The organism is Verrucomicrobium sp. GAS474, from assembly GCF_900105685.1.
In the GTDB taxonomy this organism is placed as follows: domain Bacteria; phylum Verrucomicrobiota; class Verrucomicrobiia; order Methylacidiphilales; family GAS474; genus GAS474.
In genome coordinates this window covers 479,499-503,792 of the sequence record NZ_LT629781.1, presented here as the reverse complement: position 1 = coordinate 503,792, position 24,294 = coordinate 479,499, and the positions used below count along the sequence as shown (strand labels likewise).

15 protein-coding genes are annotated in these 24,294 nt (G+C 66.7%); 11 read left to right on the top strand and 4 right to left on the bottom strand.

The genetic code is table 11. The annotated features are described in order from the left end of the window. Positions 1 to 17 precede the first annotated feature (17 nt). From BLU04_RS02145 to BLU04_RS02135, 3 genes are read left to right on the top strand one after another with little or no spacing between them, the layout of a single operon-like run. The gene (locus BLU04_RS02145) at positions 18 to 1,787 is read left to right on the top strand and encodes a PEP-CTERM sorting domain-containing protein (RefSeq protein ID WP_157895035.1); all 1,770 of its coding nucleotides are present in this window, start codon (positions 18 to 20) and stop codon (positions 1,785 to 1,787) included. Positions 1,788 to 1,828: 41 nt separating this feature from the next. Next, positions 1,829 to 2,638 (top strand): polysaccharide deacetylase family protein, encoded by an 810-nt coding sequence (locus BLU04_RS02140; RefSeq protein WP_093281629.1) that lies wholly within the window; start codon positions 1,829 to 1,831, stop codon positions 2,636 to 2,638. 14 nt (positions 2,639 to 2,652) lie between these two features. Beyond that, positions 2,653 to 4,551, top strand: coding sequence for a glycoside hydrolase family 16 protein (locus tag BLU04_RS02135; protein ID WP_093281626.1), 1,899 nt, complete (start codon positions 2,653 to 2,655; stop codon positions 4,549 to 4,551). A 9-nt stretch (positions 4,552 to 4,560) separates the two neighbouring features. Here BLU04_RS02135 and BLU04_RS02130 read toward each other — a convergent pair whose 3' ends face one another. Beyond that, positions 4,561 to 5,952 (bottom strand): MFS transporter, encoded by a 1,392-nt coding sequence (locus tag BLU04_RS02130; protein ID WP_093281623.1) that lies wholly within the window; start codon positions 5,950 to 5,952, stop codon positions 4,561 to 4,563. A gap of 149 nt (positions 5,953 to 6,101) precedes the next feature. Between BLU04_RS02130 and BLU04_RS02125 the strand changes: the two genes are divergently transcribed. From BLU04_RS02125 to BLU04_RS02110, 4 genes are all read left to right on the top strand, one after another. Continuing rightward, positions 6,102 to 7,232, top strand: a complete 1,131-nt coding sequence (locus BLU04_RS02125; RefSeq protein WP_157895034.1) for a LacI family DNA-binding transcriptional regulator — start codon at positions 6,102 to 6,104, stop codon at positions 7,230 to 7,232. Between the two features lie 117 nt (positions 7,233 to 7,349). Further along, positions 7,350 to 8,708 (top strand): acetylxylan esterase, encoded by a 1,359-nt coding sequence (locus BLU04_RS02120; RefSeq protein WP_197673002.1) that lies wholly within the window; start codon positions 7,350 to 7,352, stop codon positions 8,706 to 8,708. A gap of 60 nt (positions 8,709 to 8,768) precedes the next feature. Next, positions 8,769 to 9,344, top strand: coding sequence for a carbohydrate binding domain-containing protein (locus tag BLU04_RS02115; protein ID WP_093281618.1), 576 nt, complete (start codon positions 8,769 to 8,771; stop codon positions 9,342 to 9,344). A 22-nt stretch (positions 9,345 to 9,366) separates the two neighbouring features. After that, positions 9,367 to 11,280, top strand: a complete 1,914-nt coding sequence (locus BLU04_RS02110; RefSeq protein WP_093281615.1) for a heparinase II/III family protein — start codon at positions 9,367 to 9,369, stop codon at positions 11,278 to 11,280. A gap of 597 nt (positions 11,281 to 11,877) precedes the next feature. Here the strand turns inward: BLU04_RS02110 and BLU04_RS02105 are convergent. From BLU04_RS02105 to BLU04_RS02095, 3 genes are read right to left on the bottom strand one after another with little or no spacing between them, the layout of a single operon-like run. Further along, positions 11,878 to 15,414 (bottom strand): hypothetical protein, encoded by a 3,537-nt coding sequence (locus BLU04_RS02105; protein WP_157895033.1) that lies wholly within the window; start codon positions 15,412 to 15,414, stop codon positions 11,878 to 11,880. Continuing rightward, the gene (locus BLU04_RS02100) at positions 15,395 to 16,207 is read right to left on the bottom strand and encodes a prepilin-type N-terminal cleavage/methylation domain-containing protein (protein WP_093281611.1); all 813 of its coding nucleotides are present in this window, start codon (positions 16,205 to 16,207) and stop codon (positions 15,395 to 15,397) included. The genes BLU04_RS02105 and BLU04_RS02100 overlap by 20 nt, the downstream gene beginning before the upstream one ends. Further along, complete coding sequence (locus BLU04_RS02095; protein ID WP_157895032.1) at positions 16,176 to 16,688, bottom strand: hypothetical protein; 513 nt, start codon at positions 16,686 to 16,688, stop codon at positions 16,176 to 16,178. Before BLU04_RS02095 ends, BLU04_RS02100 begins: the two co-directional genes overlap by 32 nt. A 214-nt stretch (positions 16,689 to 16,902) precedes the next feature. On the opposite strand from BLU04_RS02095, the gene BLU04_RS02090 reads away from it, so the two are divergent. The 4 genes from BLU04_RS02090 to BLU04_RS02075 all read left to right on the top strand — a co-directional run bounded on the left by BLU04_RS02090 (position 16,903) and on the right by BLU04_RS02075 (position 24,129). Next, complete coding sequence (locus BLU04_RS02090) at positions 16,903 to 19,236, top strand: autotransporter-associated beta strand repeat-containing protein (RefSeq protein ID WP_093281605.1); 2,334 nt, start codon at positions 16,903 to 16,905, stop codon at positions 19,234 to 19,236. Positions 19,237 to 19,352: 116 nt separating this feature from the next. Continuing rightward, positions 19,353 to 21,125 (top strand): PEP-CTERM sorting domain-containing protein, encoded by a 1,773-nt coding sequence (locus BLU04_RS02085; RefSeq protein WP_093281603.1) that lies wholly within the window; start codon positions 19,353 to 19,355, stop codon positions 21,123 to 21,125. Between the two features lie 8 nt (positions 21,126 to 21,133). Then, positions 21,134 to 23,125 carry a GH92 family glycosyl hydrolase gene (locus tag BLU04_RS02080; protein ID WP_093281600.1) on the top strand — a complete coding sequence of 664 codons (1,992 nt, stop codon included), beginning with the start codon at positions 21,134 to 21,136 and terminating at the stop codon, positions 23,123 to 23,125. Next, positions 23,122 to 24,129 (top strand): hydroxyacid dehydrogenase, encoded by a 1,008-nt coding sequence (locus tag BLU04_RS02075; RefSeq protein ID WP_093281598.1) that lies wholly within the window; start codon positions 23,122 to 23,124, stop codon positions 24,127 to 24,129. The genes BLU04_RS02080 and BLU04_RS02075 overlap by 4 nt, the downstream gene beginning before the upstream one ends. The last annotated feature ends 165 nt before the right edge of the window (positions 24,130 to 24,294 follow it).

The window sequence follows — 24,294 nt, the reverse complement described above, 5'->3', positions numbered from 1 at the left end:
TTCTCTTCCTTGTGGGAATGGGAGTGAATTCGGAGGCGGCGAACACGGTGATCAGTTGGCAGGGCCTCGGGAGCGGCGTCGGGACGAGCGCCAGCTGGGACAGCGCGGCGAACTGGAGCGCCCCGGGCTCGTTCAACTCGACGACGACCAATCTCGACTTCTCGAACATCACCACGGCCACCACCCTCTCCGCCACCGGGGCCGGGACGATCAGTGTCGGGGCCATCGCCTTCGGCGGGGCGGCCTCCCCGACGTCGGCGCCGAACATCACGCTCAACGGCGACGGCACGGCGGGCGATACCATCATCACCCTGGGGACGTTGAGCGCCTCGACCTATGTCTACGTCGGCACGCTCGGCAGCACCACGTCGAACAGCCCGGTCGACACGCTCGGCAGCGACCTGACCCTCAACCTGGGGACCAACTTCACCGGCTACCGCTACTTCGGCAACTACGCCGCGAACACCGCCGTCACTGGCACCCTGGCCGGCAGGTCGGTCCTCCTCATCAACTCGAAGATCATCGGCAACTCCACCGGGACGAACGGGCAGCTCATCTTCAACAGCTATTCCGCCTACGGCACAGGCACCGGTTCCTATGGGAACGCCGCGACCGTCCTGACGAACAATGCCAATTCCTTCGACGCCCCGATGACGCAGAGCGGCTTGCTCAGCTACACCTCGATCGGGAACATCGGCGGCGGGCCTTCCGCCCTCGGTTCTCCCAGCCTCGCCTCCAACGGCGTGCTGAACTTCAGCAACGGCGCCGGTTTCACCTACATCGGCAGCGCGACGCAGACCAGCAACCGCGACATCAAATGGGGCGGGAGCATCGGCATCCAGAACGCCGCGACGACGGCCTCGGTCCTCACCTTCACCGGGAACATCACCAACACGGCGACCGGCTCGTCCCCGAGCACGCAGACCCTCCGCCTCGGCGCGACGAGCGGGAACACCCTCTCGATGAACGGCGTGATCGGTGATTCGGCGACGGCGGGCTACCTCACGAAGGTCGTCAAGGACGCGGGCTCGACGGTGATCACCACCTATTATGACTCGACCGGGACGCTCAAGACCTCGACGAACACCGGCACGGTGATCCTCCGGGGGGCGAACACCTACACCGGCGGAACGCTCGTCAGCGCGGGCTCCCTCCTCGTCGCGAATACCACGGGGAGCGGCCTCGGGACCGGCGCGGTCTCGGTCGCCAGCGGCGGCACCCTCGGCGGCAACGGCATCATCGCCACGACCGGGGCGACGGCGGCGACCAACGTCGTCGTGGCCAGCGGCGGCATCGTCTCCCCCGGCGGCGTCGACGGCGTCGCGATCGACACGCTGAAGTTCGACGCGGCGGGGGCGAACACGGCGAGCTCCGGCGTCGCCCTCCTCACGATGCAGACCGGATCGAAGTTCGCCTTCGACCTCGGGGCCTCGAACACGAGCGACAAGATTGTGATCTTCGACTACGTCGTCGGCAACCTGGCGCTGAACGCGAACGCCTTCACCTTCTCCGGGGCGCAGGCGGGGAGCTACGTCCTCTTCCAGACCTATTCCGACGCGCTGGGGAACACGCTGACCGCGACCGGCCTCACGGCGGCGAACTTCAGCCTCGCCGGGAGCACCGGCCTCACCGGCTACACCGCCACCCTCGATTTCAGCACCACCGGCGAGGTGATCCTCAACCTCGCCGCCGTGCCGGAGCCCTCCACCTGGGCGCTTCTCCTCGGCGGCGGCGCGGTCCTCCTCCTGCCGCTGGCGCGGCGGCGGCTTCAGGCCTGCAAGGCCTGAGGTTCCGATGGATCGATAGGTCGCCGCGCCTCTCCCCGGTCATGTCGCCGATCCGCTTTTCCCTCTTCCCCGGCGGACGGACCCACGCCGTCACCCTCAGCTACGACGACGGCCAGATCCACGACCGGAAGATGGTCGCGATCCTCAATCGCCACGGCCTCAAGGGGACCTTCCACCTCAATTCGGGAACCCTCGGCGGCGGCTCGGAACATCTCGCCCCCGGGGAGATCGCCGCCCTCTTCGAGGGTCACGAAGTCTCGGCCCACACCGTCACCCATCCCCACCTCGACGGCCTTCCCGACGAGCAGCTGATCCTCGAAGTCCTCGACGACCGCCGCGCCCTCGAGCAATGGGTCCCCTATCCGGTGCGCGGGATGTCCTATCCCTACGGCACGGTCAACGGCCGCGTGGCGCAGCTCCTCCCCCGGCTCGGGATCGAGTATTGCCGCGTCGGCACCTCGCACGGACGCTTCCACCTGCCCGAGGATCTCCTCCGCTGGGAGCCGACCTGCCACCACAACCACGACCTCCTCGCGAAGACCGAGGCCTTCCTCGCCACCCGCGCCCTCGAGCCCCGCCTCCGGCTGCTCTACGTCTGGGGCCACAGTTTCGAGTTCCATCGCGAGGACAACTGGGACCTCCTGGAGCGTTTCGGCGCGCGCCTCGCCGGGGAGGGGGCCTCAATTTGGTTCGCCACGAACTTCGACATCGCCGATTATCTCCAATGCCTGCGGCGTCTCCGCGCTACCGTCGACGGACGGCGGGTGCAGAACCCCTCCCACCGGCCCGTCTGGATCGAGTGGGCGGGCGCCGCGCGCGAGATCGCCCCGGGCGCGGTGGCGTCCCTCTGATCCTCTCCTCTTTTATGCGTATCGCCCTCCTTCCGGTCCTCCTCCTCGCCGCCGCCTCGCTGTGCGGTTCCCCCTCCCTCCGTGCTGCCGAGGAAAAGCCGGTCCTCGACCTCGGCGCGGCCGACGCCCCGCAACGCTTCACGCCGTCGAGCGGGACGATCGCCGCCGCGTCGGCCTCCCCCGGCGTCGAGATCACCGTCCAGCCGGGGGCCGAAGCCTATCCCGGCGTCTCGCTGAAGCCGGCCGAGGAGTTCTTCGACTTCGCCGCCTTCGGCTACGTCGAGGCGAAGATCACCAATCCCGGCACCCAACTCCTCGTCGTCAACCTTCGCGCCGACAACCTCTCCCCCCTCGGCGGGTTCTGGAACTCCGATTCGGCGAAGATCCCGCCCGGCGAGACCCGCCCCATCCGCCTCTATTTCAGCAAGCCGGTGAACGGTTTCCGCGCCGACCGGATCACCCGCCTCCTCTTCTTCGTCGGCAAGATCGACGGCACGGCCCGCTCCTTCCGCATCGATTCGATCGTGACGGGCGGGGCACCGGGTGAACTCGCGCCAAACGCCGAGGTCCGCACCGTCCCCCAGGACGGCGTCCTCTATGCCGAGGGGGCAGCGGTCGATCCCGCCCAGTTGTCGGGAAAGAACAACGGCGCGATGTCGTTCCAGAGCGGGACGCTGCGCGCCGTTCTCCCCGCCACGGCGGGCAAGGACGCCCTCTCCCTCTTCCGTCCCGCCGCCGGGGCGTGGAACCTCCGGTACTACCTGGAGGTCCGCGTCGTCGTCGAGAACGCCGGGAGCCAGCCGGTGACCCCCTCCGCGCGGCTCGAAAGCCAGTTCGGCCCCTCCGACACCGTCGCCGCCGCCGCGCCCCTTGCGCCGGGGGCCAAGACCGAGATCGTCATCCCCTTCGCCGCCCTCGTGCCGTGGAAGGGCGGGGCCGAGGCGGGGAAGGCCGGGTCGGTCGAGGGGAGCGGGAGCGCCTTCGCCAGCAACGTGGTCCAGGGCGTCGCCCTCTCGGCGGCGTCGCAGGCCCAATCCGAGAGCCAGGAACGGGTGCTGAAGGTCGTCTCGATCCGCGCCTTCCTCCCCGAGGCCCCGGCGATCCCCGAGTGGGTCGGCAAGAAGCCCCCGGGCGACGGCGACTGGGTGAAGACCTTCGACGACGAGTTCGACGGCACCGAGGTCGACGCCTCGAAGTGGAGCGTCGCCGGGGAAAACTGGTACGACAAGGTCTCCCATTACAGCAAGGAGAACGTGACCGTCTCGGGCGGCCTGCTCCACATCCGCTACGAGAAGAAGACCGGCTTCCACAACGACGACCCGACCCGCTACCAGACCGATTACGCGACCGGCTTCCTCGAGACGTTCGACAAGTGGGCGCAGCGTTACGGCTACTTCGAGTGCCGGATCAAGCTGAGCAAGGCCCCCGGCCTCTGGCCCGCCTTCTGGCTCATGCCGAACCGCTCCGGCCCGGAGAAGAAGGGCGTTCGCGGCAGCACCTCGGACGGCGGGATGGAATTCGACGTCATGGAGCACCTCGCGATCTGGGGGCCCTACCGCTACAACATCGCGATGCACTGGGACGGCTACGGCAAGGATCACCGCTCCGCCGGGTCGAAGATCTATTTCCAGCCCGACAAGGACGGCTTCGTCACCGCCGGGCTCCTCTGGACCCCCGGCTCGGCGATCTATTACGCCAACGGGCGCGAGGTGCTCCGCCTCGAGTCGCCCCGCGTCGCGAGCGTCCCCGAGATGATGATGTTCACCCTTCCCTCGGGCGGCTGGGACGGCAACGTCCTCGACCCGCAGAACCCGCAGCTCCCCGACGAGTGCGTCGTCGACTACGTCCGCTGCTGGCAGCGCCGCGACCTCGCCTCCGACGCCGACACGACGAAGATCGACGGCGCGAAGTAAGCCGGGAATTTATTCCGGGGCGATGTAGCCGTCCGGCCCGCCGAAGGCCATGAACCGCCGGTGAAGCGCGAGGTAGAGCGCCACCGCGATGGCCGAGAGGGCGGCGCTCATGAAGAAGGTGCTGCGGTAGTCGTGGCCGCTCCGGTCGAGGATGAGGCCGACGAGGGGCGGCAGCGCGATGGAGACGAGGGAGTTCAGGACGCCGCCCGCCGAGGAGAGCTCCGCGAACTTCGAGCGCGGCAGGAGGCGCTGCCCCACCGAGGCGGCGGCAGTGTAGAAGGTCCCCATGAAGACCCCGTTGGCGACGAGGGCGACGCTGAACCCGGCGGCCGAATGGACGAAACAGCCGCTCAGCAGGGTGCTGAGGGAGCAGAGCGCCATCGCGCCGATGGTGACCCGCAGCGGGTGGAAGCGGTCGGCCAGCCAGCCGAGGGGATAGGCGAGGGCGAGCGAGAATGCGTAGGTGAGGGCGATGTACTTGCCGTAGGCGTCCATCCCCATGCCGAGGCTCTTGGCGTAAAAGAGGTTGAAGACGAGGGGGGCCCCTGCCGCGCCGCCGATGATCCCCGAGGCGAAGCAGAGGAGGTAGTAGGGATTGGTGAAGCAGTCGCGGAAGTAGGTCTTCACCCCGGTCAGCGCGCAGACGGTCGCCTGCGGAAGAACCGGCTCGGGCGGCGGCGGGTAGCCCCCTTCCTTCACCTTCAGGCACATCAACGTGAAGCCGACGCCGTAGATAGCGGCCATGCCGAGGAAGATCCAGGAGAAGTAGGCCTCGGCCTTCCCGAAGATCCAGTAGCTGAAGATCATCCCGACGATGAGGCTGACGGCGCGGAAGAGGGCGTAGAAGCGGCCCAGCAGGCCCTGGGGGACGACGTCGTTGACCAGCGCGCCGAAGACCGCCCCCGCCGCGATGCAGCCGACCTCGAAGATCGTCCAGAACACGCAGAGGAGATCGAGGGTGAGGGCGTCGAGGCTCGGAGAATGGGTGCCGAGGAGGGCGGCGAGGGGGGGGGCCAGCCGCGGGCTCGCGGCGAGGCCGACCATGCTGAGGACGATGAAGGGGGTCGGGGCGAGGAGGTACGGAATCCGCCGTCCCCAGCGGCCCCGGTGGCGGTCCGACTTGTAGCTGATGATCGGCCCCATGAAGAGGCCCAGCGTCGCAGGAAGGGAAAGGAGCAGGAGGCCGGTGAGCGAATCCGAGGCGCCGAATTTCTTGAAGAGGAGCTGAATGACCGGCGGGATCGAGCGGTCCCGCATCGACCAGGCGAAATCCCCCCACAGGAGCCAGCAGAAGAGGGCGACGAGCCCGGCCGAGGTGTAGGTGAGGGTGCCGACGGTCCAGATTTTATGCGGCGCGGCGGCGGAGGGGGTCGCCGGGGTTTCGGTGAGGGGAAGACTCATGAATGGGAACCATTTTTCCAGAAGGGAAGGCTGGAACCAACGTCGAGTATGCTCTAACTATAGTTTATTGCGTTCCCATCAGGTGCGGTTTTCGAGAAGCGGGAGGCTTTTTGGAATCGCTTTTGAGGGGGCGCGTTCTATCTATAGAAATGATCCTTCCGGGCTATGTCGGACAGCGCGATATCGCGCAGCGGGCCGGTGTCCATATCACGACGGTTTCCCTCGCCCTGCGCGACAGTCCCCGCCTTCCCGAGGCGACGCGGCAGCGGATCCGCTCCATCGCCGAGGAGATGGGGTACCGGCCCGATCCGATGCTCTCCGCCCTCACGATCTACCGGGAGCGGATCAAGCGGGTCCGCCACCAGGGGACGCTGGCCTGGATCGGCCCCGTCTTCCGCAAGGGTCAGCCGTGGAGCGGCTTCAAGGAATACCGCAAGGGAGGCGAGGAGCGGTGCGCCGAGCTGGGATACCAGATGGAGGAATTCCGCCTCTCGGAACTCAGCAGCGGACGGCTCTCGAAGATCCTGAAGGCCCGCAACATCCAGGGCCTCATCATCCCGCCCCAGTCGTTCAGCCGCGCCCACATCAACTTCGATTGGGAGAACTTCTCGGCGGTCTGCTTCGGCTACACCCTCTCCCGGCCGCGGCTTCATCTGGTGAGCAACGCGCAGTACCGCTCCGCCCGGATCGCGGTCCGCGCCCTCCGCGCCCACGGCTACCGGCGGATCGCCTTCGTCACCACCCGCGTCAACGACGAGCGGACCGACCAGAATTTCTCCTCCGGCTTCCTCTCCGAGCAGCGCCGCTTCCGGCCCGAGGACCAGGTCCCGATGCTGATCCTCGACGATGGGCCGCGGGTCGACGAATTGCCGCAGTTCAAGAAATGGTACCAGCGGTACAAGCCCGAGGTCGTCATCTACCATTACCCGCCGGTCGCCGACTATTTCGCCCTGCTCGGCGTCGGTCCCGAGACCTGCGGCTGGGCTTCCCTCAGCCTGGCCTCCACCGACGGTAGCCTCGCCGGGGTCTGCCAGAACGACCTTCTCATCGGCCGCGCCGCCGTCGACTTCCTCATCGGGATGATCCATCGCAACGAGCGGGGCATCCCCGAGACCCGCAGCCAGCTCCTGATCGACGGCACGTGGATCGACGGGGCGACCGTTCTCCCGAAGAAGGACCTGATGTCGCTGCCCAAGCCGAATCCGACGCCCGAGCCCAAGGCGGAGGAGGCGATCTCGCCCAAGCCGAAGCCGACACGGCGACGGGTCGCGGCGAAATAGCGAATAGCGGTGGCGGCGGTCTCCGCGCCGCAGGGCGGGGAGAGGGGTATTCTATAGTATGAATTTCGTCGCCTTTGCTCGCATCGAAGCCCAGTGATAAGAAGAATCCCTGTAAACATGAAACGCCGCATCCTGCGCCTCCTCCTCACCCCTCTCCTCGCCCTCGCCATGGAAATCGGATACTCCACAGATGTCGTCGCCGCCTCGTCCTCCGACGGGAAGACCCCTGCCGAGACGGTGCTGACGGTGACCGCCGACCGGCCCGACGCCCTCTACCACCAGGGGGAGACGGTCACCTTCAATATCTCCCTCCTGACGAACCAGCAGCCGGTCGCCGAGGGGGCCGTCGAGTGGACGCTGACGAAGGACGGCGTCCTCCCGCCCCTCGACCACGGGACGGCGACGGTCCACGACGGCAAGGCCTCGATCACCGGGACGATGAGCGAGCCCGGCTTCCTCCATTGCGAGGCGAAGTTCAAGAGCGACAAGGGCCTCCTCACTGCGATCTCGGCGGGCGGGATCGACCCGACGCTGATCAAGCCGAGCCTCCCCGTCCCCGACGACTTCGACGCCTTCTGGGACGCGAAGAAGAAGGAGCTGGCGGCGGTCCCGATGAACACGAAGCTGACCCCCGTCCCGCCCCCGGCGAACCGTTCCGGCGTCGAGACCTTCGAGTTCCAGGCCGACAGCATCGGCAACCCCGTCATGGGCTTCTACGGCCGCCCGATCGGGGCCGCGCCGAAGAGCCTTCCCGCCCTCCTCTTCGTCCCCGGGGCCGGCGTCCGCAGCGCGAACCTCGACGGCGTCGCCGGCTGGGCGAAGAACGGGAATGGCATGCTCGTCGCCGACATCAACGCCCACGGCATCCCGAACGGCCAGCCCGGCGCCTTCTACGGCGGCCTCGACGGCGGGGAGCTGAAGGACTACCGCGTCCGCGGCCGCGACTCGCGGGACACCTACTACTTCCTCGGCGTCCACTACCGGAGCCTCCGCGCGCTCCAGTTCCTGATGGAGCAGCCCGAGTGGGACGGGAAGACCCTGATCCTCATCGGCGGCAGCCAGGGCGGCGGCCTCGCCTTCGCCGCGGCGGCGCTCGAGCCCCGCGTCACCTACATGATCGCCTTCGTCCCCGGCCTCTCCGACCACTCGGGCTTCCTCGCGGGCCGCATCGCGGGCTGGCCGAAGATCGTCCCGAAAGGGGCCGACGGCCAATACGACCCGAAGGTCACCGAGGCGATGCGCTACTTCGACACGTCGAACTTCGCCACCCGGATCAAGATCCCGGCCCACGTCGAGGTCGGCTTCCTCGACGTCATCTGCCCTCCGACCTGCGGCTACCTCGCCTACAACAACCTGGCCGGAAAGAAGGAGATCGTGAACCACGTCGAGAACGGACACGACATCGGGCCGCAGATCTGGAACGACTCGAAGAAGCTGACCCTCGCCCACATCGCCGAGCAGGCCAAGACCCCCTGATCGCCCCGATCTTCCGCTCCCGCTCCCTCATTTCAACCCAACCCCCGCCCTTCCACCCCAATGAACTCACGCGCCTCGTCCCTCCTCCTCCTCGCCGGTGTCCTGCTGTTCCCCGCCTTGCCCCTCCCCGCCCGCGCCGATGACGCGCCTCCCGCCCCCGCCGGTGCCGTCCCCTTCCCCAACGCGGGCTTCGAGTCGGGCAAGGAAAACTGGACGTTCGCGAAGGACGACGAGGCGCAGGGCCTCAGCCAGGTCAGCCCCGACGCGGCCCACACGGGCAAGTCCGGGCTCCGGGTGAAGCAGGCGACGGGCGGGCCGGGCTCGTGGGCGCAGTGCGACAAGATCCCGGTCGAGGGCGGGAAGCGCTACCGCATCTCCTATTGGGCCCGGTGCGTCGAGGACAGCGGGATCGGCGTCTGGGTGAACATCTTCGACGCGTCGGGCAAGGTGATCAAGCCGCCCTCGGCCGAGGCCTTCACCTCCCTCGTCCCGTCCTCGGCGACGACGTGGACCCAGTATTTCTTCGACGTCACGGTGCCGGCCGACACGACCTCGCTGAACCTCGCCGTCCACTGCTTCTCCAAGCGTTCGACCCTGGCCGACTTCGACGACTTCTCCGTCGTCCTGAATCCCTAAGTTCCGGGCTCCCTCCCACCCCATGCGTTTCTTGACGTTGGGCCTCGCTCGCGCGGCGGCCCTCTCCCTCTCCGTTGCCTCGTTGCTCCCCGCGGGAGCGGCGGCCCAGGAGGCGGCCCCGGCGGGTCCCCCCGTCTTCGATCCCGCGCGGGCCAAGGAGATCGCCGGTTTCCTCGATCCCGTCGCCAAGGGGGTCGGCCCCGCGATCGAGGACCGGAAGGCGTGGGAGGCGCTCGGTGCCGATGCGGCGTTCCGCGCCCGGATCACCGCCCTCGCGGTCCGTTACCTGACCGAGCCGGTCCCCGAGGTGACCTCCGCCCTCTACGCCGCGTCGGCGCAGAGCGGCGACCGCAAGATCGACAACGCCGTCACCCAGCGCCGCTTCCGCCTGGCGAACCTCGTCCTCGCCGAGGGGATGGAAAACCAGGGCCGCTTCGTCCCCGCGATCGAGAAGGAGCTGGCCGCGATCTGCTCCGAGACCAGCTGGATCCTCTCCGGCCACGCGAAGTTCACGAAATTCAACGACCTCGGCACCGCGATGACCTCGTGGAACCTCGCCACCGCCGACGCGATGCTGGGGGACCGCCTCTCGCCCGACCTCCGCAAGACGATCCGCGACCTCGTGCGGCAGCGGGTGATCGCCCCCTACCTCGACAGCATCCAGGGGAAAAAGCCGATCGAGTGGTGGGCGAACAACCAGAACAACTGGAGCGCCGTCGTCCACGGCGGCATCGTCGGCTCGGCCCTTGCCCTCGACGATTCGGTCGAGGAACGGGCCCAGATCATCGCCGCCGCCGAGAAGGAGACCCAGTTCTACATCGCCGGGTTCCCTGCCGACGGCTACTCCCTCGAGGGGATGGGCTATTGGAAGTACGGCTTCGGCCACTACGTCCTCCTCGCCGAGGCGATCCTCTCGGCGACTCACGGGAAGGTCTCCGTTTACTCCCGCGACAACATCCGCCTCGTCGCCCAGTTCCCCCGCCGCTTCGAGATGATCACGAACGTCTGGCCCGCCTATTCGGACTCCATGTTCATGGAGCAGCCGAGCCTCTGGCTCTTCCATATCATCGACCACCGCTACGGCTTCGGCGACAACACCGTCCCCAGCCTCCAGCTCGACGGGATGTTCTGCACCTTCCTCTATGCGTGGGGAATCAACCTCGCCTTCGACGAGGCGGCCCCCCCGCTTTCGACCGGCGACGACGTCCTGCGGGGCCGCCGCCTCCGCGATTGGTTCGGCGACAGCCAGATCCTCGTCGGACGGCCGCCCGAGGGGCAGCCCGGCCTTTCCTTCTCGTGCAAGGGCGGGAACAACGGGACGAGCCACGGCCACGACGACCTCGGCACCTACACCCTCGTCCTCGCCAAGGAGCCGATCCTCGTCGATCCCGGCAGCATGGTCTACGACGGGCGGACCTTCAGCTCGAAGCGGTACGAGATCGCGCTCAACAACTCCTACGGCCACGACGTGCCGAAGGTGGCCGGGCAGCTGCAGAAGGAAGGGGCGGCCCACGCGGCCGCGGTGGTGGCGAAGGAATTCGGCGACGACGCCGACAGCGTCACCCTCGACATCACCAAGGGCTACGCCGTTCCGGCGCTCAAGACCCTGACCCGCCGTTTCGATTACGTCCGGAGCGGCGGCACCTCCCTGACGGTGGCCGACCATGTCGAATTCGCCTCCCCGCAGGACTTCGGCACCGCCGTCGTCACCTACGGAATCCCGACCGAGGAAAAGCCCGGCGTCTGGACCGTCACCCGCGAAGGCGAGACCGTCCGGATCGAGATCACCTCCGACCTCCCCTTCACCGTGACGAACGAGACCCTGAAGGACGAAGGCCGCGCCGGGAAGCTGCATCGGCTGGGTATCGACCTCCAGGCCCCCGCAACGCAGGCGACGCTAACGGTGAAAATCGTGCCGGTGGTGGCGGGGAGATAAGGGGTCGCGGGGGAGGGGCAGCCCTTCGGGACCGGGTACATGGCCCTGTACAGGTGGATGCCGGACGCGCGTTTGAACGAACGGAGGGGTTGCCTCCCGGCCCTGCAAGTTAGTCTCCCCTGAGGAACGAGTGTCGCTAGCGCGACGGCAGTCGCCCCTCCGGACCCTCCTGTCTGATGGGCCTTGGTGTAGATGGGGCGTAATCCTAAAGGCCTATCTTCCATAGGCTCACTCTACTCCGCTGGATCTAACCTCCTTGAGGGCCGAGCCATGGGAAGGAGCATCCAATGAGCAATCTCATCTCCTCGGTGCTGAAACCCCTGAAGACCTCTCTCCCACACGCTTCCCTCCCGATAGGAATCTGGGTGTATTGGTACCGCTCCCCCTTCAGTACGTACCCTCGGGCGTACTGAAACCATCCGATTTTAATCCAGTGAGGAGACGAGGCGCCGCCAAAGCGCGTCCGCCTAGTTCAGGCCCTCAGAACAGGAGGTTCCAGGAGGGGCGAAGCCCCTCTTGGGCTATAAAGCGGATCGCCTCCAGCTGTACAGGGTCGACCGCGCCAGCCCCAAAGGGCACTCCCCAACCCGCCCCCCCCTACTGACTCACCCGCTCAATCTGCTGATCAATAATCTCCCCCGTATACCGATCGATCGCGATATGGAGCCAGAACCGGTGTTCCCCCTCGACCTGGAACTGGTCGAGGCGTGTTGCCGTCGGGGGGTAGCGGCCTGCCTGGGCGGTGACGTCGATGAGGAGATTCCACGTCCGGGTCTGGGCGACGTCGGCGAGGGAGCGGGTCACGCTCTCGCGCAGGGCCTTCACATTCGCCTCGTCGGTCGTGGCGAAGTTCGCCGCGTTGAGGCCCGCGACGAAGCGGGTCGCGATCTGGTCCCGGCCAAGAAGGGTGTTCGCCGCCGTCGCGGTGAAATTCGTCAGGCTTCCGGCGATGGTCGAGGGTTTGGAGAGGGCGTTCGTGGTGGCGACGCCGGAGATCGTCCCCCGCAGAATGGCCTCGATGACGGGAGCCGGGGCGCGGTTCGGGTTCACGCGGCCCCGTGCGACGGAGTCGCTCGACTGGCTGACGGTGAAGAGGTCGAGAAGGCCCGCGTCGGCGCTGTTCGTGGTGAAGAGGTCGAGGGTCCGCCAGGGGTAATCGCGATTCACGTAGCCGAGCTCGCCGACGCTGGCGAAGGGGCGGTTCAGGATCACCGGCCGGTCGGAGACGCCCCGCTGGACGACGAGGCTGGAGGAGGCGTAGGGATCGCCCGCCCAGTTGTTCGCCGTCGCCGGGGTGGTGAGGCCGAAGAGGCCGCTGTCGGCGATCCGCGCGACGCCGTCGGGATCCTTGTAGGCGGCGGCGCTGGTGGCGACGGCGCGGACGAAGTTGGCCTGATTGTTGTTTCGCGCCAGGGAAGCGGGGACCCACGAGGGGCCGAAGTAGATCTGGGCGATCTGGGCTCCGATCCATCCCAGGGTCTGGCTGGCGCTATCGGTCGACGAGGACCAGTAAGAGCCGTTGAGATGGGTCGGCCAGACCGACGTGCCGGCGGACTGGGATTGGGTGTAGTTGTAGCGGAGGGAGCGGGGATCGGGTACTTCCCAGAAGCATTTGTAGTAGTAGTTGTTTCCGGGATCGGTCGCGGTGGTTTCGGAAATGGAGACGGGAGTGGCGATGGAGTTGCTCGGGTTGAGCCTGCCGAGTCCCGCGAAGGTGAAGCCGGGCGTCTTCGCCATCCAGGTGTTGGTGTCGTTGATCCCGTTGAGGTAGTTGTAGGGGACCCAGACGCCCTTCGGGTTCTGGTACTCGAGCCAGACGTTGAAGGGGTTGTTGACGGGGTCGTTGTTGGCCCAGAAATTCATCGAGCTGGTATAGGAGGAATTGGTGATGGCGGAAGTGCCGCTGCCGGAGATGGTAAGGCTGTTAGTCCAGAAGTTGCTGCTCGCATAGGTCGCGCTGAGCTTGAAGTCGGGGAGACGGTAACCGCCGTAGGTGACGTTGCCGGGGGCCATGAATGTGGCCCAGGAGGAGCCGGCGGGAGTGCTGACCGGAGCGGAGACCGACATGTCGTTCGGCGCGATCGCATGGGGATCGACGAAGCCGTTCACCCCGTTGGCACCCGCGGTGGAGAGGAGGTTCGTGGTGTTGAGCGTATGGGTATAGCCCGGAATGGCGCCAGCGTTGACGGAGGTGCTTTGGGGGACCGTCGAATAGCCGCCGGGGGAAAACCCGCCGTAGAAATCGCAGACGGAAACGGTGCCGATGGAGCGCAGACGGATGGGGGGACGATTCGTCGAGGTCACGGTCCCCGTCCCCTGATGGGGGTTCCAAAGGCCGAACACCATGTAGATGGCCATGTTGGCGGCATTGTCCGGGCTGGTTCCGCCCAGGACGGTCATCATGTTGAGGTAGGGGAGGTTGGCGATGCCCGATGCCTGCCACGGGATGAGGCTCTTGCCGGCGGCGGGATAAGTGGTGCTGCCGATCTTGATGCTCGGCTGGACGTATTCGACGACGACCGGGCAGGCGTCGGGCTGGTATTGGGTGAGGATCGAGGCGCCGATCCGGAAAATGTGAAGGAGGGAGGAACTCTCGTGGAAGGTATTGGCGTTGAATCCGTTGACGCTACCGGTGAGGGGCGGGGTGAGATGGAGCTCGCTGCCGAGGGAGCCGGTGAGGATCCCCGCCTGGAGGAGCTCGAAGAAATTCGCCTCGCGGGGTTTCGTCTCGGCGGCGACCTGGGCGAGAGTCTTGATCGACGATTGTTCCGCAGGGGAGGAGGCGTAGGGAAGGGTCGAACCGACGTATTGCCACAGCCCGCGCGCGGTGTCCCACTTCAGGCCGAAACAGGCCTGGATCGCCTCGTCGGTCGCCCCGGCGGCGGGGCCGGAGGAGGTGATCCAGCGGATGCGGTCGAGGGGGAAACGGGTGTAGAGGAGGGGGTCGCCCGCCTTGACGGGATAGGTGTATTTGGAGGAGCCGGAGCCGCTGATCCGGTAGCTGGTGATGGTATTCGTCGTGGTGTAGCGGACGAGGGGGGGGAAGACGTTGGTCGAGGTGGCGACGGTTCCGAGGGTGGTGTAGTTGACGGAGGGAGTGATGCCGGGCGGATTTTGCGGGCGCCACGTGGGGGAATTCCGTTCCCGGCTGAAGACGGTGAGGTTCGTGAGGGCGGCGGTCGTCAGCCCGGCGGTTCCCTTCTGCGCGGCCTGGATGAGGTCCTGGCGGCTGAGGAAGGTGGTGTCCCCGTTGGCGACGCTCAGGAAGCCGTTCGTCGAGGCGAAGTTCGTGACGTAGGTGAGGTAGGAGGTGGCCGAGGCGGCGGAGGCGGCGTTGCGCCAGGTGGTCAATTTCTTCGGGTCGATCCCGAGGGCGGAGACGTCGGCCCCGGCCAGGGTCCCCTTCAGCGCCACGGCCTGGATCGCGGAAACGAGGTTGGTGGGATAACCGGCGATGGTGATGTCGAGGAGGCCGCTGGTGTCGTAGACGGCGTAGGCGAAGCGGCCGACGGCGTAGTTCGTGTTGGAGATGGCGCTGTTGTTGATCGTCTCGCCGGCGGGGCCGAAGAGGGCCTTCGTCCCGTCGGAGGGACCGCCGCGGGTGACGATGACCCAGGAGGGAAGGGCCTTCGTCGAGGGGAACGTGCCGAGGTAGGGATCGTTCCAGCGGGTGATGCCGAGGGAGCGGCCGTTGAGGGAGGCCGTCGCCGTGCTGATCGTCGAGGCGACGAGGGTTCCCTTCGTCCGCGTCCCGGTAAAGAACGGGGCGTTGGTGCTGATCTTGACGAGGAGCGGCATCGCGCTGTTCGTCCCGAGGGCCTGGGGAGAGAGGTTGGCGGCGGTGACGTTCGTGTAAAGAGGCTTGGCGGGGTAGGTGAGGTCGGGGAGCTGGTCCTTGCTCATCTCTTGGCGGAGCTGGGAGATCACCATCTCGAGCCCGGCGATCCCGATCTGCTCGGCGCCGAGCGATTTCGTGTAGTTGGCGCTCGCCTGGTGGTCGAGGCTGGTCCGGCTGACGAGCGCGACGAGCATCAGCGAGAGGATCGCGATGAGGAAGAGGGTGACCAGCAGCGCCATGCTCCGTTCCCCCCGTGGCGGAAGGGAGGGACGGCGGTCAGAAGACGGGAGAGACATAGACGAAGCGTTCGAAGATCTGGAGGCCGTTGCGGAGGGAGGCGGGATAGGCGGCCCAATCAAAGGAGCCGTCGAGGGACTTCTGCCAGGCTTCCTTCACGGTATAGTTCGCGGGGGCGGCGGAGGCAAGCGTCCCGCGCAGGGAGAGGAGTTCCGCCGGGGTCATCCGCTTGAGGCTCTCGTCGTCGACGACGGCGAGGGTGACGCCGATGGCGCGGAGAGGATTGTCGACGGTGTTCGCGTAGGTCGACTGCGTCGTCCCGTCGGCCATCACGAAGCGGATCTGGAGGCCGACGACGCCGCTCGCGGTATCGCTCGGCGTGACGCGGGCGAGGTTCGTGAGCGTGGCGTCGCCGAAGGAGACGTCCTTCGCCTGGGAGCCCCAGCCGATCGAGAGGTCGCTCCGCTTCAGGATGCTGTCGGTCGAGGTCGCGTCGATGGAGTACTGGACGAGGGCGAGGTTCCGCGTGGCGGCGGAGCTGGCCCCGGGGCGAAGGGTGTAGAAGGCGATCGTTGTCTGGCTTCCGGCGGGGTAGACGGCGAGGTCGCTCCGGTAGAGCCCCGCGGAGAGGTCGCGCGCCAGGAGGTCGAGCAGGGCGCGGGCCTTCGTGAAGTTGTTGATCCGCTGCTGGACGACGTTGGAGACCTTCTGCGCCGTCCCCATCATCTGCGTCAGCAGGGTGGTGATCAGCGTCAGGACGGTGATGGCGACGAGGACCTCGACGAGGGTGAAGCCGCCGCGCCGGGCGGAACGGCGGAGGCTAACGGAGCGGGATGGCGCTGATGAATTCATACGACTTCACGTTGGGTTGGGAGGGGGCCATCTGCGGGGGCCAGCTCAGGAAGAGGTGGACCAGGGCGACGTCGGCCCCCATCACGGCGTTCGTCCCCGCGCTGCACCGGATGCGGAAGGCGGCCTTCGCCGGGGTGGTGAGGGTGCCGTCGAGGGCGACGTACTTGTCGGCCCCGGCATAGGCGTCGCCGAAGGAGCGGGCGAGCGCCGTGGGAGGGATCGCCAGGGTCGCCATCGTCCCGTTGGTCCCCAGGGGGGAGGCGCGCCGGGCGGAGAGGATGAGGGAGGCGAGGTTGGCCGCCTCGATCTTTTCCCCCGACTCCCGGCTGTCGTGGAGGCCGATGGTGAAGAGGGCGAGGAGGGCGATGAGGACGAAGGAGCAGATGCCGAGCGCGAGGAGGACTTCGACGAGGCTGAACGCGGGGGAGGAGATGGGGGACAACAGGGAAGAGGAGGGCGAAGGAGAAGAGAGTGTCTGCATGAGGTGCCTTCCCTGATTCCCCCCAGAATAGGCCGCACGGGTTGTTACTGTATTACAAATAGCCGATTTCATCGCTCTCGAACATAATAATTGCTCCCAAACCAGCTTTAGCGATCTCTCTGAGATTCTCATTATAGAATCCATTCTATAGAGAGAACTTCGACGTTATTGTAAAACAAATTGCTTGATTCAAACTTTAGGCAAATCCACGCGCGTGAAAACTCACTCCCTCCTCTCTCGCTCCCTTCTCGGGGCGGCGGTCCTCCTTTGCCTGGGAGGTGTCGGCGGGGTCGTGGCCGACACGGCGGAATCGGTCTGGAATGGCGGGACGACGGCTTGGACGACGTCCGGGAATTGGTCGGCGGGCGTTCCTTCGGCGACGGTCAGCGCCGAGTTCAACTCGACCTTCACGAATCAGCCGGTGATCGCCGCCGCGACGACGCTGCAGGGGCTTTGGCTGGCTGACGGCCTCGGTCAGACTCTCACCATCAGTCCCTCGGCGATCCAGACTTTCGAGCTGGTCGGTACGGCGACGCTCAACGGCCTCGCCAACACGGCGATCCTGATCGACAACAGCGGCAACTTTGGGCTGACCTTCAGCAATAAGCTGAACCTGGTTGTCGATAACAGTTCGAGCTTCCTCGTCAACAATGCCTCGGCATTGACCCTCAGCGGCACGGTCGCCGTCGCCACGGGCCAGACCCTCACGCTCGGCGGAACGAACGCCTCCGGGAGCATCGTCCTCAACGGCGTCGTCAGCGGCGCTGCCGTGAAGGTGAACACGGCGGGGACGGTTTCCCTCTTCGCGGTGAATACCTTCACCGATGGGCTGGCGGTCCAGTCGGGGACGGTCCTGCTGAAGTCGGGAGGGGCGGGGGCGACGACCACGGCGATCTCTCTGGGCGGTACGGGCGGCAGCGGCTCGGCGGCGCTCATGGGCGCCAACAACAGCAACGCCACCATCGCCAACGCCATCGTCCTCGGCACCACCACGGGCACCCTCACGCTGGGGCAGGCAAGCGGCGGTACGAGCGCCTCGGCGACTTTCAGCGGCGCGATCAGCGGAGCCCACGACCTCGTCATCGCCAATAACTCGAGCGCGACCGGCAACGTTTCCCTCACGGGCGGCGTCAACAACTCCGGGACCATCACGAATAACGGCAGCAGTACCACGGTCATCACTACGGGGAATATGCAGGGCGGCGTGATCATCAACAGTGCCCTCGGGGCCAACGTGACGGGCATCGTCCAGGACAGCGCCACCTCTTCCCTCTATATCAACGGCGTCAGTGCTGCCCAGAACACGGCCTTCGTCGGAACGGTCACGGTGAAGAAGGGGACGCTGCTCGTCGGGGGCACCTCCGCGTTCGGGGCCTCCGCCAACGTGATCACGCTGGGCGATTCTTCCGGCTCCAACGCCGCGACCCTCATGAATCTCGGTACGACCAGCCTCACGAATAAGATCAGTCTGGGCGGCACGACCGGCGCGCTGACCATCGCGAGCTACGGGATCGTCTCGAATCAGCCGTTTACCCTGACCGGCGGAGTCGACCTGAATGGTCGCGACGTTCAATTCATCAACAACGTCACGAATGCGGGGACAACCAACCTGACCGAAAGCGGCGCCATCAACGGCACGGGCAGTGTGACCGTGACGACCAATTCGACGAGCGCCACGTTGATGTCGGGTGGCTTCAACCAGATCGGCAACCTCAATCTGGTCAGCGCGGCGGGCGGCACGACTTCGGTGACCGGCACGGTGAACAACACCGGGATCGTCACCCATTCGGGAGCCGGAACGGGTGCGACCACGATCAGCAGCCAGATCAAGACGAACGTGACGGGGGTTGTCCAGAACAGCCTGACGAGCGCTCTCATCCTCAGCAATGCCAACACCTATAACGGCCCCACCACCATCAACGCGGGTACCCTTCTCGTCACGAGTAACGGCGGCACCGGTACGGGTCTCGTCACGGTGAACAGCACCGGCATTCTCGGCGGCACCGGCACTATCACGCCTTCGACGACGTTGGGCAGCGGCCAGGTCATCGTGAACAGCGGCGGCGCGATCGCCCCCGGCCTCGCCGGTTCGATCGGCACCCTCAATTTCACCGGGGCGGCGGTGACCGGAAACGTGGTGACGCTGGCCTCGGGCGCGAAGCTCAACTTCGATCTCGGTGCCTCGAGCACGAGCGACAAGATCGTCTTCTTTAGCTACGTCAGCGGCGATCTCTCCCTCTCGGCGAACGCTTTCAACTTCAGCGGGACGCAGGCGGGGACCTATACCCTCTTCCAGTTCTATTCCAGCAGCAACACGTCGACGGCTGCCTCGGTCAACTTCCAGTCCTCCGACTTCGACCTCGCGGGGAGCACCGGCCTCGACGGGTACACCGCCACGCTCGATTTCACGACCGTCGGCCAGATCAATCTCATCGTCGCCGCCGCCGTGCCGGAGCCTGCCACCTGGGTTCTCCTCCTCGCGTCGGCGCTGTTTGTCGCCGTCGCTTCCCGTCGCCGTCTCCTCGCCTGTGGCACGGTGCGCGGTTAGCGACAACCTTCATTTGGACCTACCCGGGTGCTCAGGGGGCGCATTCGTTCTATAGGAAGAATTGCGGGATGATTGTGGATCAAATTGCTTGCTTCATGATTTAAGCAACCCCTGTTATGAAAACGACCTCCCGCATCGTCATCACTCCCCTCTTCCGGGCTGCAGCACTGCGCCGGGGAATCGCCCTGGCCTTTGGCGGTTTGGCCCTGCTCCTGGCTCCGCAAACCGGGGTGGCGACGACGACGGCGACCTGGAACGGGACTGGCGTCACGGGCGGGACGGGGAACGGGGTCTGGAGCAACCTTTCCAATTACACGAGCTCCGCCGCCTTCTCGACGAGTCAGATCCTCGATTTCGGGCTCATGAGCGGGACGAACACGCTCTCGGCGACGGCGGGAAGCTACGACGTTGGCGGCATCTCCTTCGGCTCGACCTCGGCGTCGAGCCCCAGCACCACGATGAAGCCGACCCTCACCGGCGACGGCGTGCTCGGGGACGTCACGATCAATCTGACGGGCAACATCACCGCGGCCTCCCCCGCGGGCTCGGTCGCGACCCTCGGCAGCGACCTGATCCTGAATCTCAGCAACGGGATTCATACGATGGGCTACGCGTCGAATCCGAACGTGACGGCTACAGCGTCGCCCGTCGGGGTGCTGGTCATCAATTCCCTCATCACCGGCGGCGGCTCCGGCGCGAGCATCGGCGTTGCCTTCGCCACGTATGGCTCCACGTCGACGTATGGAGGGAGCATGCCTTTGGTTCTCACGAACAATAACAACAGCTTCGACGCGGCCTTCATCTATTCGGCGGTCCGGGGCCCCCTTTCCTACACCTCGATCGGCAACGCCGGCGTGAATTCGAGCCTCGGCAATGCGAGCGCGGCGAACTCGACGATCGGTATCGGCAACAGCAGCTCCTTTAACTACATCGGCGCGACCAGCCAGACCACCAATCGCGGGCTCATCTATGGATCGACCCAGATCAGCAATTATGCGAGCTCCCCATCGACCCTCTCGTTCACGGGAACTCTGACGGCGACCTCCCAGACGTTGGCCGGGTATCTGCGCCTCGGGGTGTCGGCGGGGAACACGCTCTCCTTCACCAACGGCTTCACCGACTTCGGTGCTAATTCCAACATGGTGACCAAGATGGGGACCTCCTCCTATTACAATGCCTCCGGCGTCAGCACGGCGGCGAGCGGCACCGGGACCGTCATCCTGCGCGGGGCCAGCACCTATACCGGCGGCACGGTCTTCCAGTCGGCCTCGGGAACGATCCTGGTGGCGAATACGACCGGGAGCGGCCTCGGCACGGGCAACGTCACCTTCGCCTCCGCCGGTGGCTCGACCCTCGGCGGCACCGGCATCATCGCGCTCGGCGGGAGCGCCATCGTCAACGTCCTGACCGGCAACTTCATCTCCCCGGGCGGCGTCGACGGGGTCGCGGTCGGGACGCTCACCTTCGACGGCGGCAACACCACCGGTGCGGTGCTGACGATGGCGGTGGGAGCGAAGTTCGTCTTCGATCTCGCCGCCTCGAATGCGAGCGACAAGATCGTGATGCTGAACTACGCCTCGAACGACCTGACGCTGAACGCGAACGCCTTCGTCTTCTCCGGGGCGCAGGCGGGGGACTACGTCCTCTTCCAGACCTATGACTCGAACGGCGTCCTGACCGACGCGGGCCTGAGCGCCGCGAACTTCAGCCTCGCCACCAGCACCGGCCTGACGGGCTACACCTCGAGCCTCGACTTCGGCACCACCGGCGAGGTCATCCTCCACCTCGCCGCCGTGCCGGAGCCCGCCACCTGGGCGCTCCTCCTCGGCGGGACGGTGTTCCTGATGTTCTCCGCCGCCTTCCGCCGCCGCCGCGTCGCCCTTGCCTAACCTCTCCCATGCGGGACCTTCTCTCCTTCGTCAATCCCCTCCAGGGGACCGCCTCCGAAAAGGATTACTCGGTCGGCAACACCTTGCCGCTCCTCGCCCGTCCCTTCGGAATGCACCATTGGTCGCTCCAGACGGCGAAGGGGCCGTGGCTTTTTCACCCCGCCCATCAAAAGGTCTGGGGCATCCGCCTCACCCACCAGCCGAGCCCGTGGATGGGCGATTACGGGAGCCTCCTCGTCACCGCCTTCCGCGGCCCGGCGCGGGAGGAGATCGAGCACCAGGCCGGGGCCTACCGCCTCCTGGAATGCCAGCCCGCCTCGCTCCGGTACGAGTCGCTCCGCTACGGACTCCTCGTCGAGATGAGCCCCGCCGAGCGGGGCGCCCTCTTCGTCTTCACGCCGCAGGGGGACGCCTCCGAGCCGTTGAAAGTCCGCCTCCACTTCGGCGGCGTCCACGAGATCCGGGGCGGCGCGGGGGAGAACCGCTTCACCGGCTGTTCCCGCGACAAGACCTACGCCACGCCCGAGGTCTTCGGGCTCCATTTCTTCGGTTCCTTCGACGTCGCCCCGGAGGCCTTCACGCCGCTTCCCGACGGAGGCTATTGGACCTTCCCGGCCTCGGCCCGGCGGGTCGAACTCCGCCTCGCCGGTTCCTTCATGAGCGGGGAGATGGCCCGGACGGCGTGGGCGCGGGAACTGCGCGACCGCTCCCTCGACACGCTCCGAAACGAAGGGGCCGAGGTCTGGACTGCCCTCCTCGGTCGCGTCGATCTCGGAATCCCCGGGACGGCGGAGGAAGAGAGGCGCGCCCGCACCTTCTATTCGTGCCTCTACCGCTGCCTCCTTTTCCCCCGCTTCCTCGACGAGGTCGATGAGGCGGGCGCGGTCGTCCATTACAGCCCCTACGACGGGGGGATCCATTCCGGCCCGCTCTGCACCGACAACGGCTTCTGGGACACCCACCGGACGCTCTATCCCCTCCTCGTCCTCCTCTACCCGGAGACGCTGAAGCGGATGCTCGAGGGCTGGCTCAACGCCTGCCGCCAGGCGGGTTGGTCCCCGAAGTGGGCGAATCCCGGGCTCTGCGATTGCATGATCGGGACCCATTACGACGCCGTCGTCGCCGACGCCGTCGCGAACGGGATCACCGATTGGGACGTCGAGGGGGCGTTCGAGTTCCTCTGGAAGAACGCGACGGTCCCGAGCGATTCGGGCCGCTACGGGCGGCGGGAGCTCGACGATTACCTCCGGCTCGGCTACGTCCCCTCCGACCGCCATCTCTACGCCGTCTCGAGCACCCTCGATTACGCCTACGACGATTTCTGCGTCGGCCAGGTCGCCCGGCACCTGGGGCGGACGGCGGAGGCGGAGCAGATGGCCCGGCGCGCGCAGAATTACCGCAACGTCTTCGATCCCTCCGTCGGCTTCATGAGGGAGCGGCTGGCCGACGGGAGCTGGAAGACCCCCTTCCGCGAGTTCTCCTGGGGCGGCGGCTTCGTCGAGGGCGGCCCCTGGCAGCATCTCTTCAACGTTCCGCACGATCCCGAGGGCCTCGCCTCCCTCCTCGGCGGGCCCCGGGCGCTCTGCGCGAAGCTCGACCGGATGATGGCCCTCCCGCCGACCTTCGAGGCCGGGCACTACGGCTTCGAGATCCACGAGATGACCGAGATGGCCCAGGCCGGGTTCGGCCAATACGCCCAGTCGAACCAGCCGGTCCACGGCTTCCTCTTCCTCTACGCCCTGAACGGCGAGCCGGAGAAGACCTCCCGCTGGGTCCGCGCGGTGGCGACGACGCTCTACACCCCGGAGACCTTCCCCGGGGACGAGGACAACGGCGAGATGGCGGCCTGGTATGTCTGGGCCACCCTCGGCCTCTATCCCCAATGCCCGGGCCGGAAGGGACACGTCCATTTCGAGGGCCTCGGCGGCTTCGGTGGCTCGGGCGGCGTTGGAAAGATCGAACTCCCCGGAATCGAAATCGCGAAACTTCATCCTGTATGAGAAAGCCCGCCGCGTTGATCCTGCTCGACCGCCCTTACTGGGGGAATGTCTACGGACCGGCCGAGCGGAAGCGGCTGGAGGGAATCGTTTCCGGGCCGTGCCCGATGGACGACGCCGTCTCGCTCCGGGAGCGCGGGGGCGCCTCGGCGCAGGCCCTGGCCGAGGCCGAGGTCGTCTTCGGCGGATGGGGGATGCCCCGCTGCGACGAGGCCTTCCTCGCCGCCGCGCCGAACCTCAAGGCGATCTTCTTCGCGGCGGGAAGCGTGAAGGGCTTCGTCACCGACGCCCTCTGGGCGCGGGGCATCGTCGTCAGCTCGGCGAACAGCGTCCTGGCCGTCACCGTCGCCGAGTTCACCCTCGCCCAGATCCTCCTCAGCCTGAAGCTCGCGTGGCGGCACGTGGCCGACATGCGGGCGGCGCGGCGGCCGGTCCGCCATCCCATGCCCGGGATCTACGACAGCGTCGTCGGCCTGATTTCGGTCGGCGCGGTGGCGCGGCACCTCATCCCGCTCCTGCGGCCCTTCCGCGTCGAGGTCATCGCCTACGATCCGTTCCTCTCCGACGCCGCGGCGCAGGCCCTCGGCGTCCGGAAGGTCTCCCTGGAGGAACTCTTCGAGACCGCCCACGTCGTCTCCCTCCACACCCCGCTCCTCCCGGAGACCGTCGGGATGATCCGGGGCCATCACTTCGCGCGGATGCGGCCCGACGCCGCCTTCATCAACACCGCGCGGGGCGCCATCGTCAACGAGCGGGAACTGATCGAGGTCCTCTACCGCCGTCCCGACCTCCACGCCCTCCTCGACGTCACCCATCCCGAGCCGCCCGCCCCCGACTCCCCGCTCTACACCCTCCCGAACGTCGTCCTCACCCCGCACATCGCCGGGGCCGTCGACGGGGAATGCCGCCGCCTCGCCGCGATGGCGATCGACGAGTGCGAACGGTACCTGGTCGGGGCTCCCCTCCACGGCCAGGTCGACGAGGAGATGATGGCGACGATCGCCTGATTCCGTTTTATCTTCCTCAGTGCGAATCAAGCCGCTTCGTTCCCCTAGCACTGGGACGCGTGATTTCTCCCAAGCGGACAGGGGAACTAGCGGACCCTTTCTACCCGAAGCGGACAACATAATGCGGTACCGCTCCGAACAGTTCAGGCCTATCTGACGGGGACT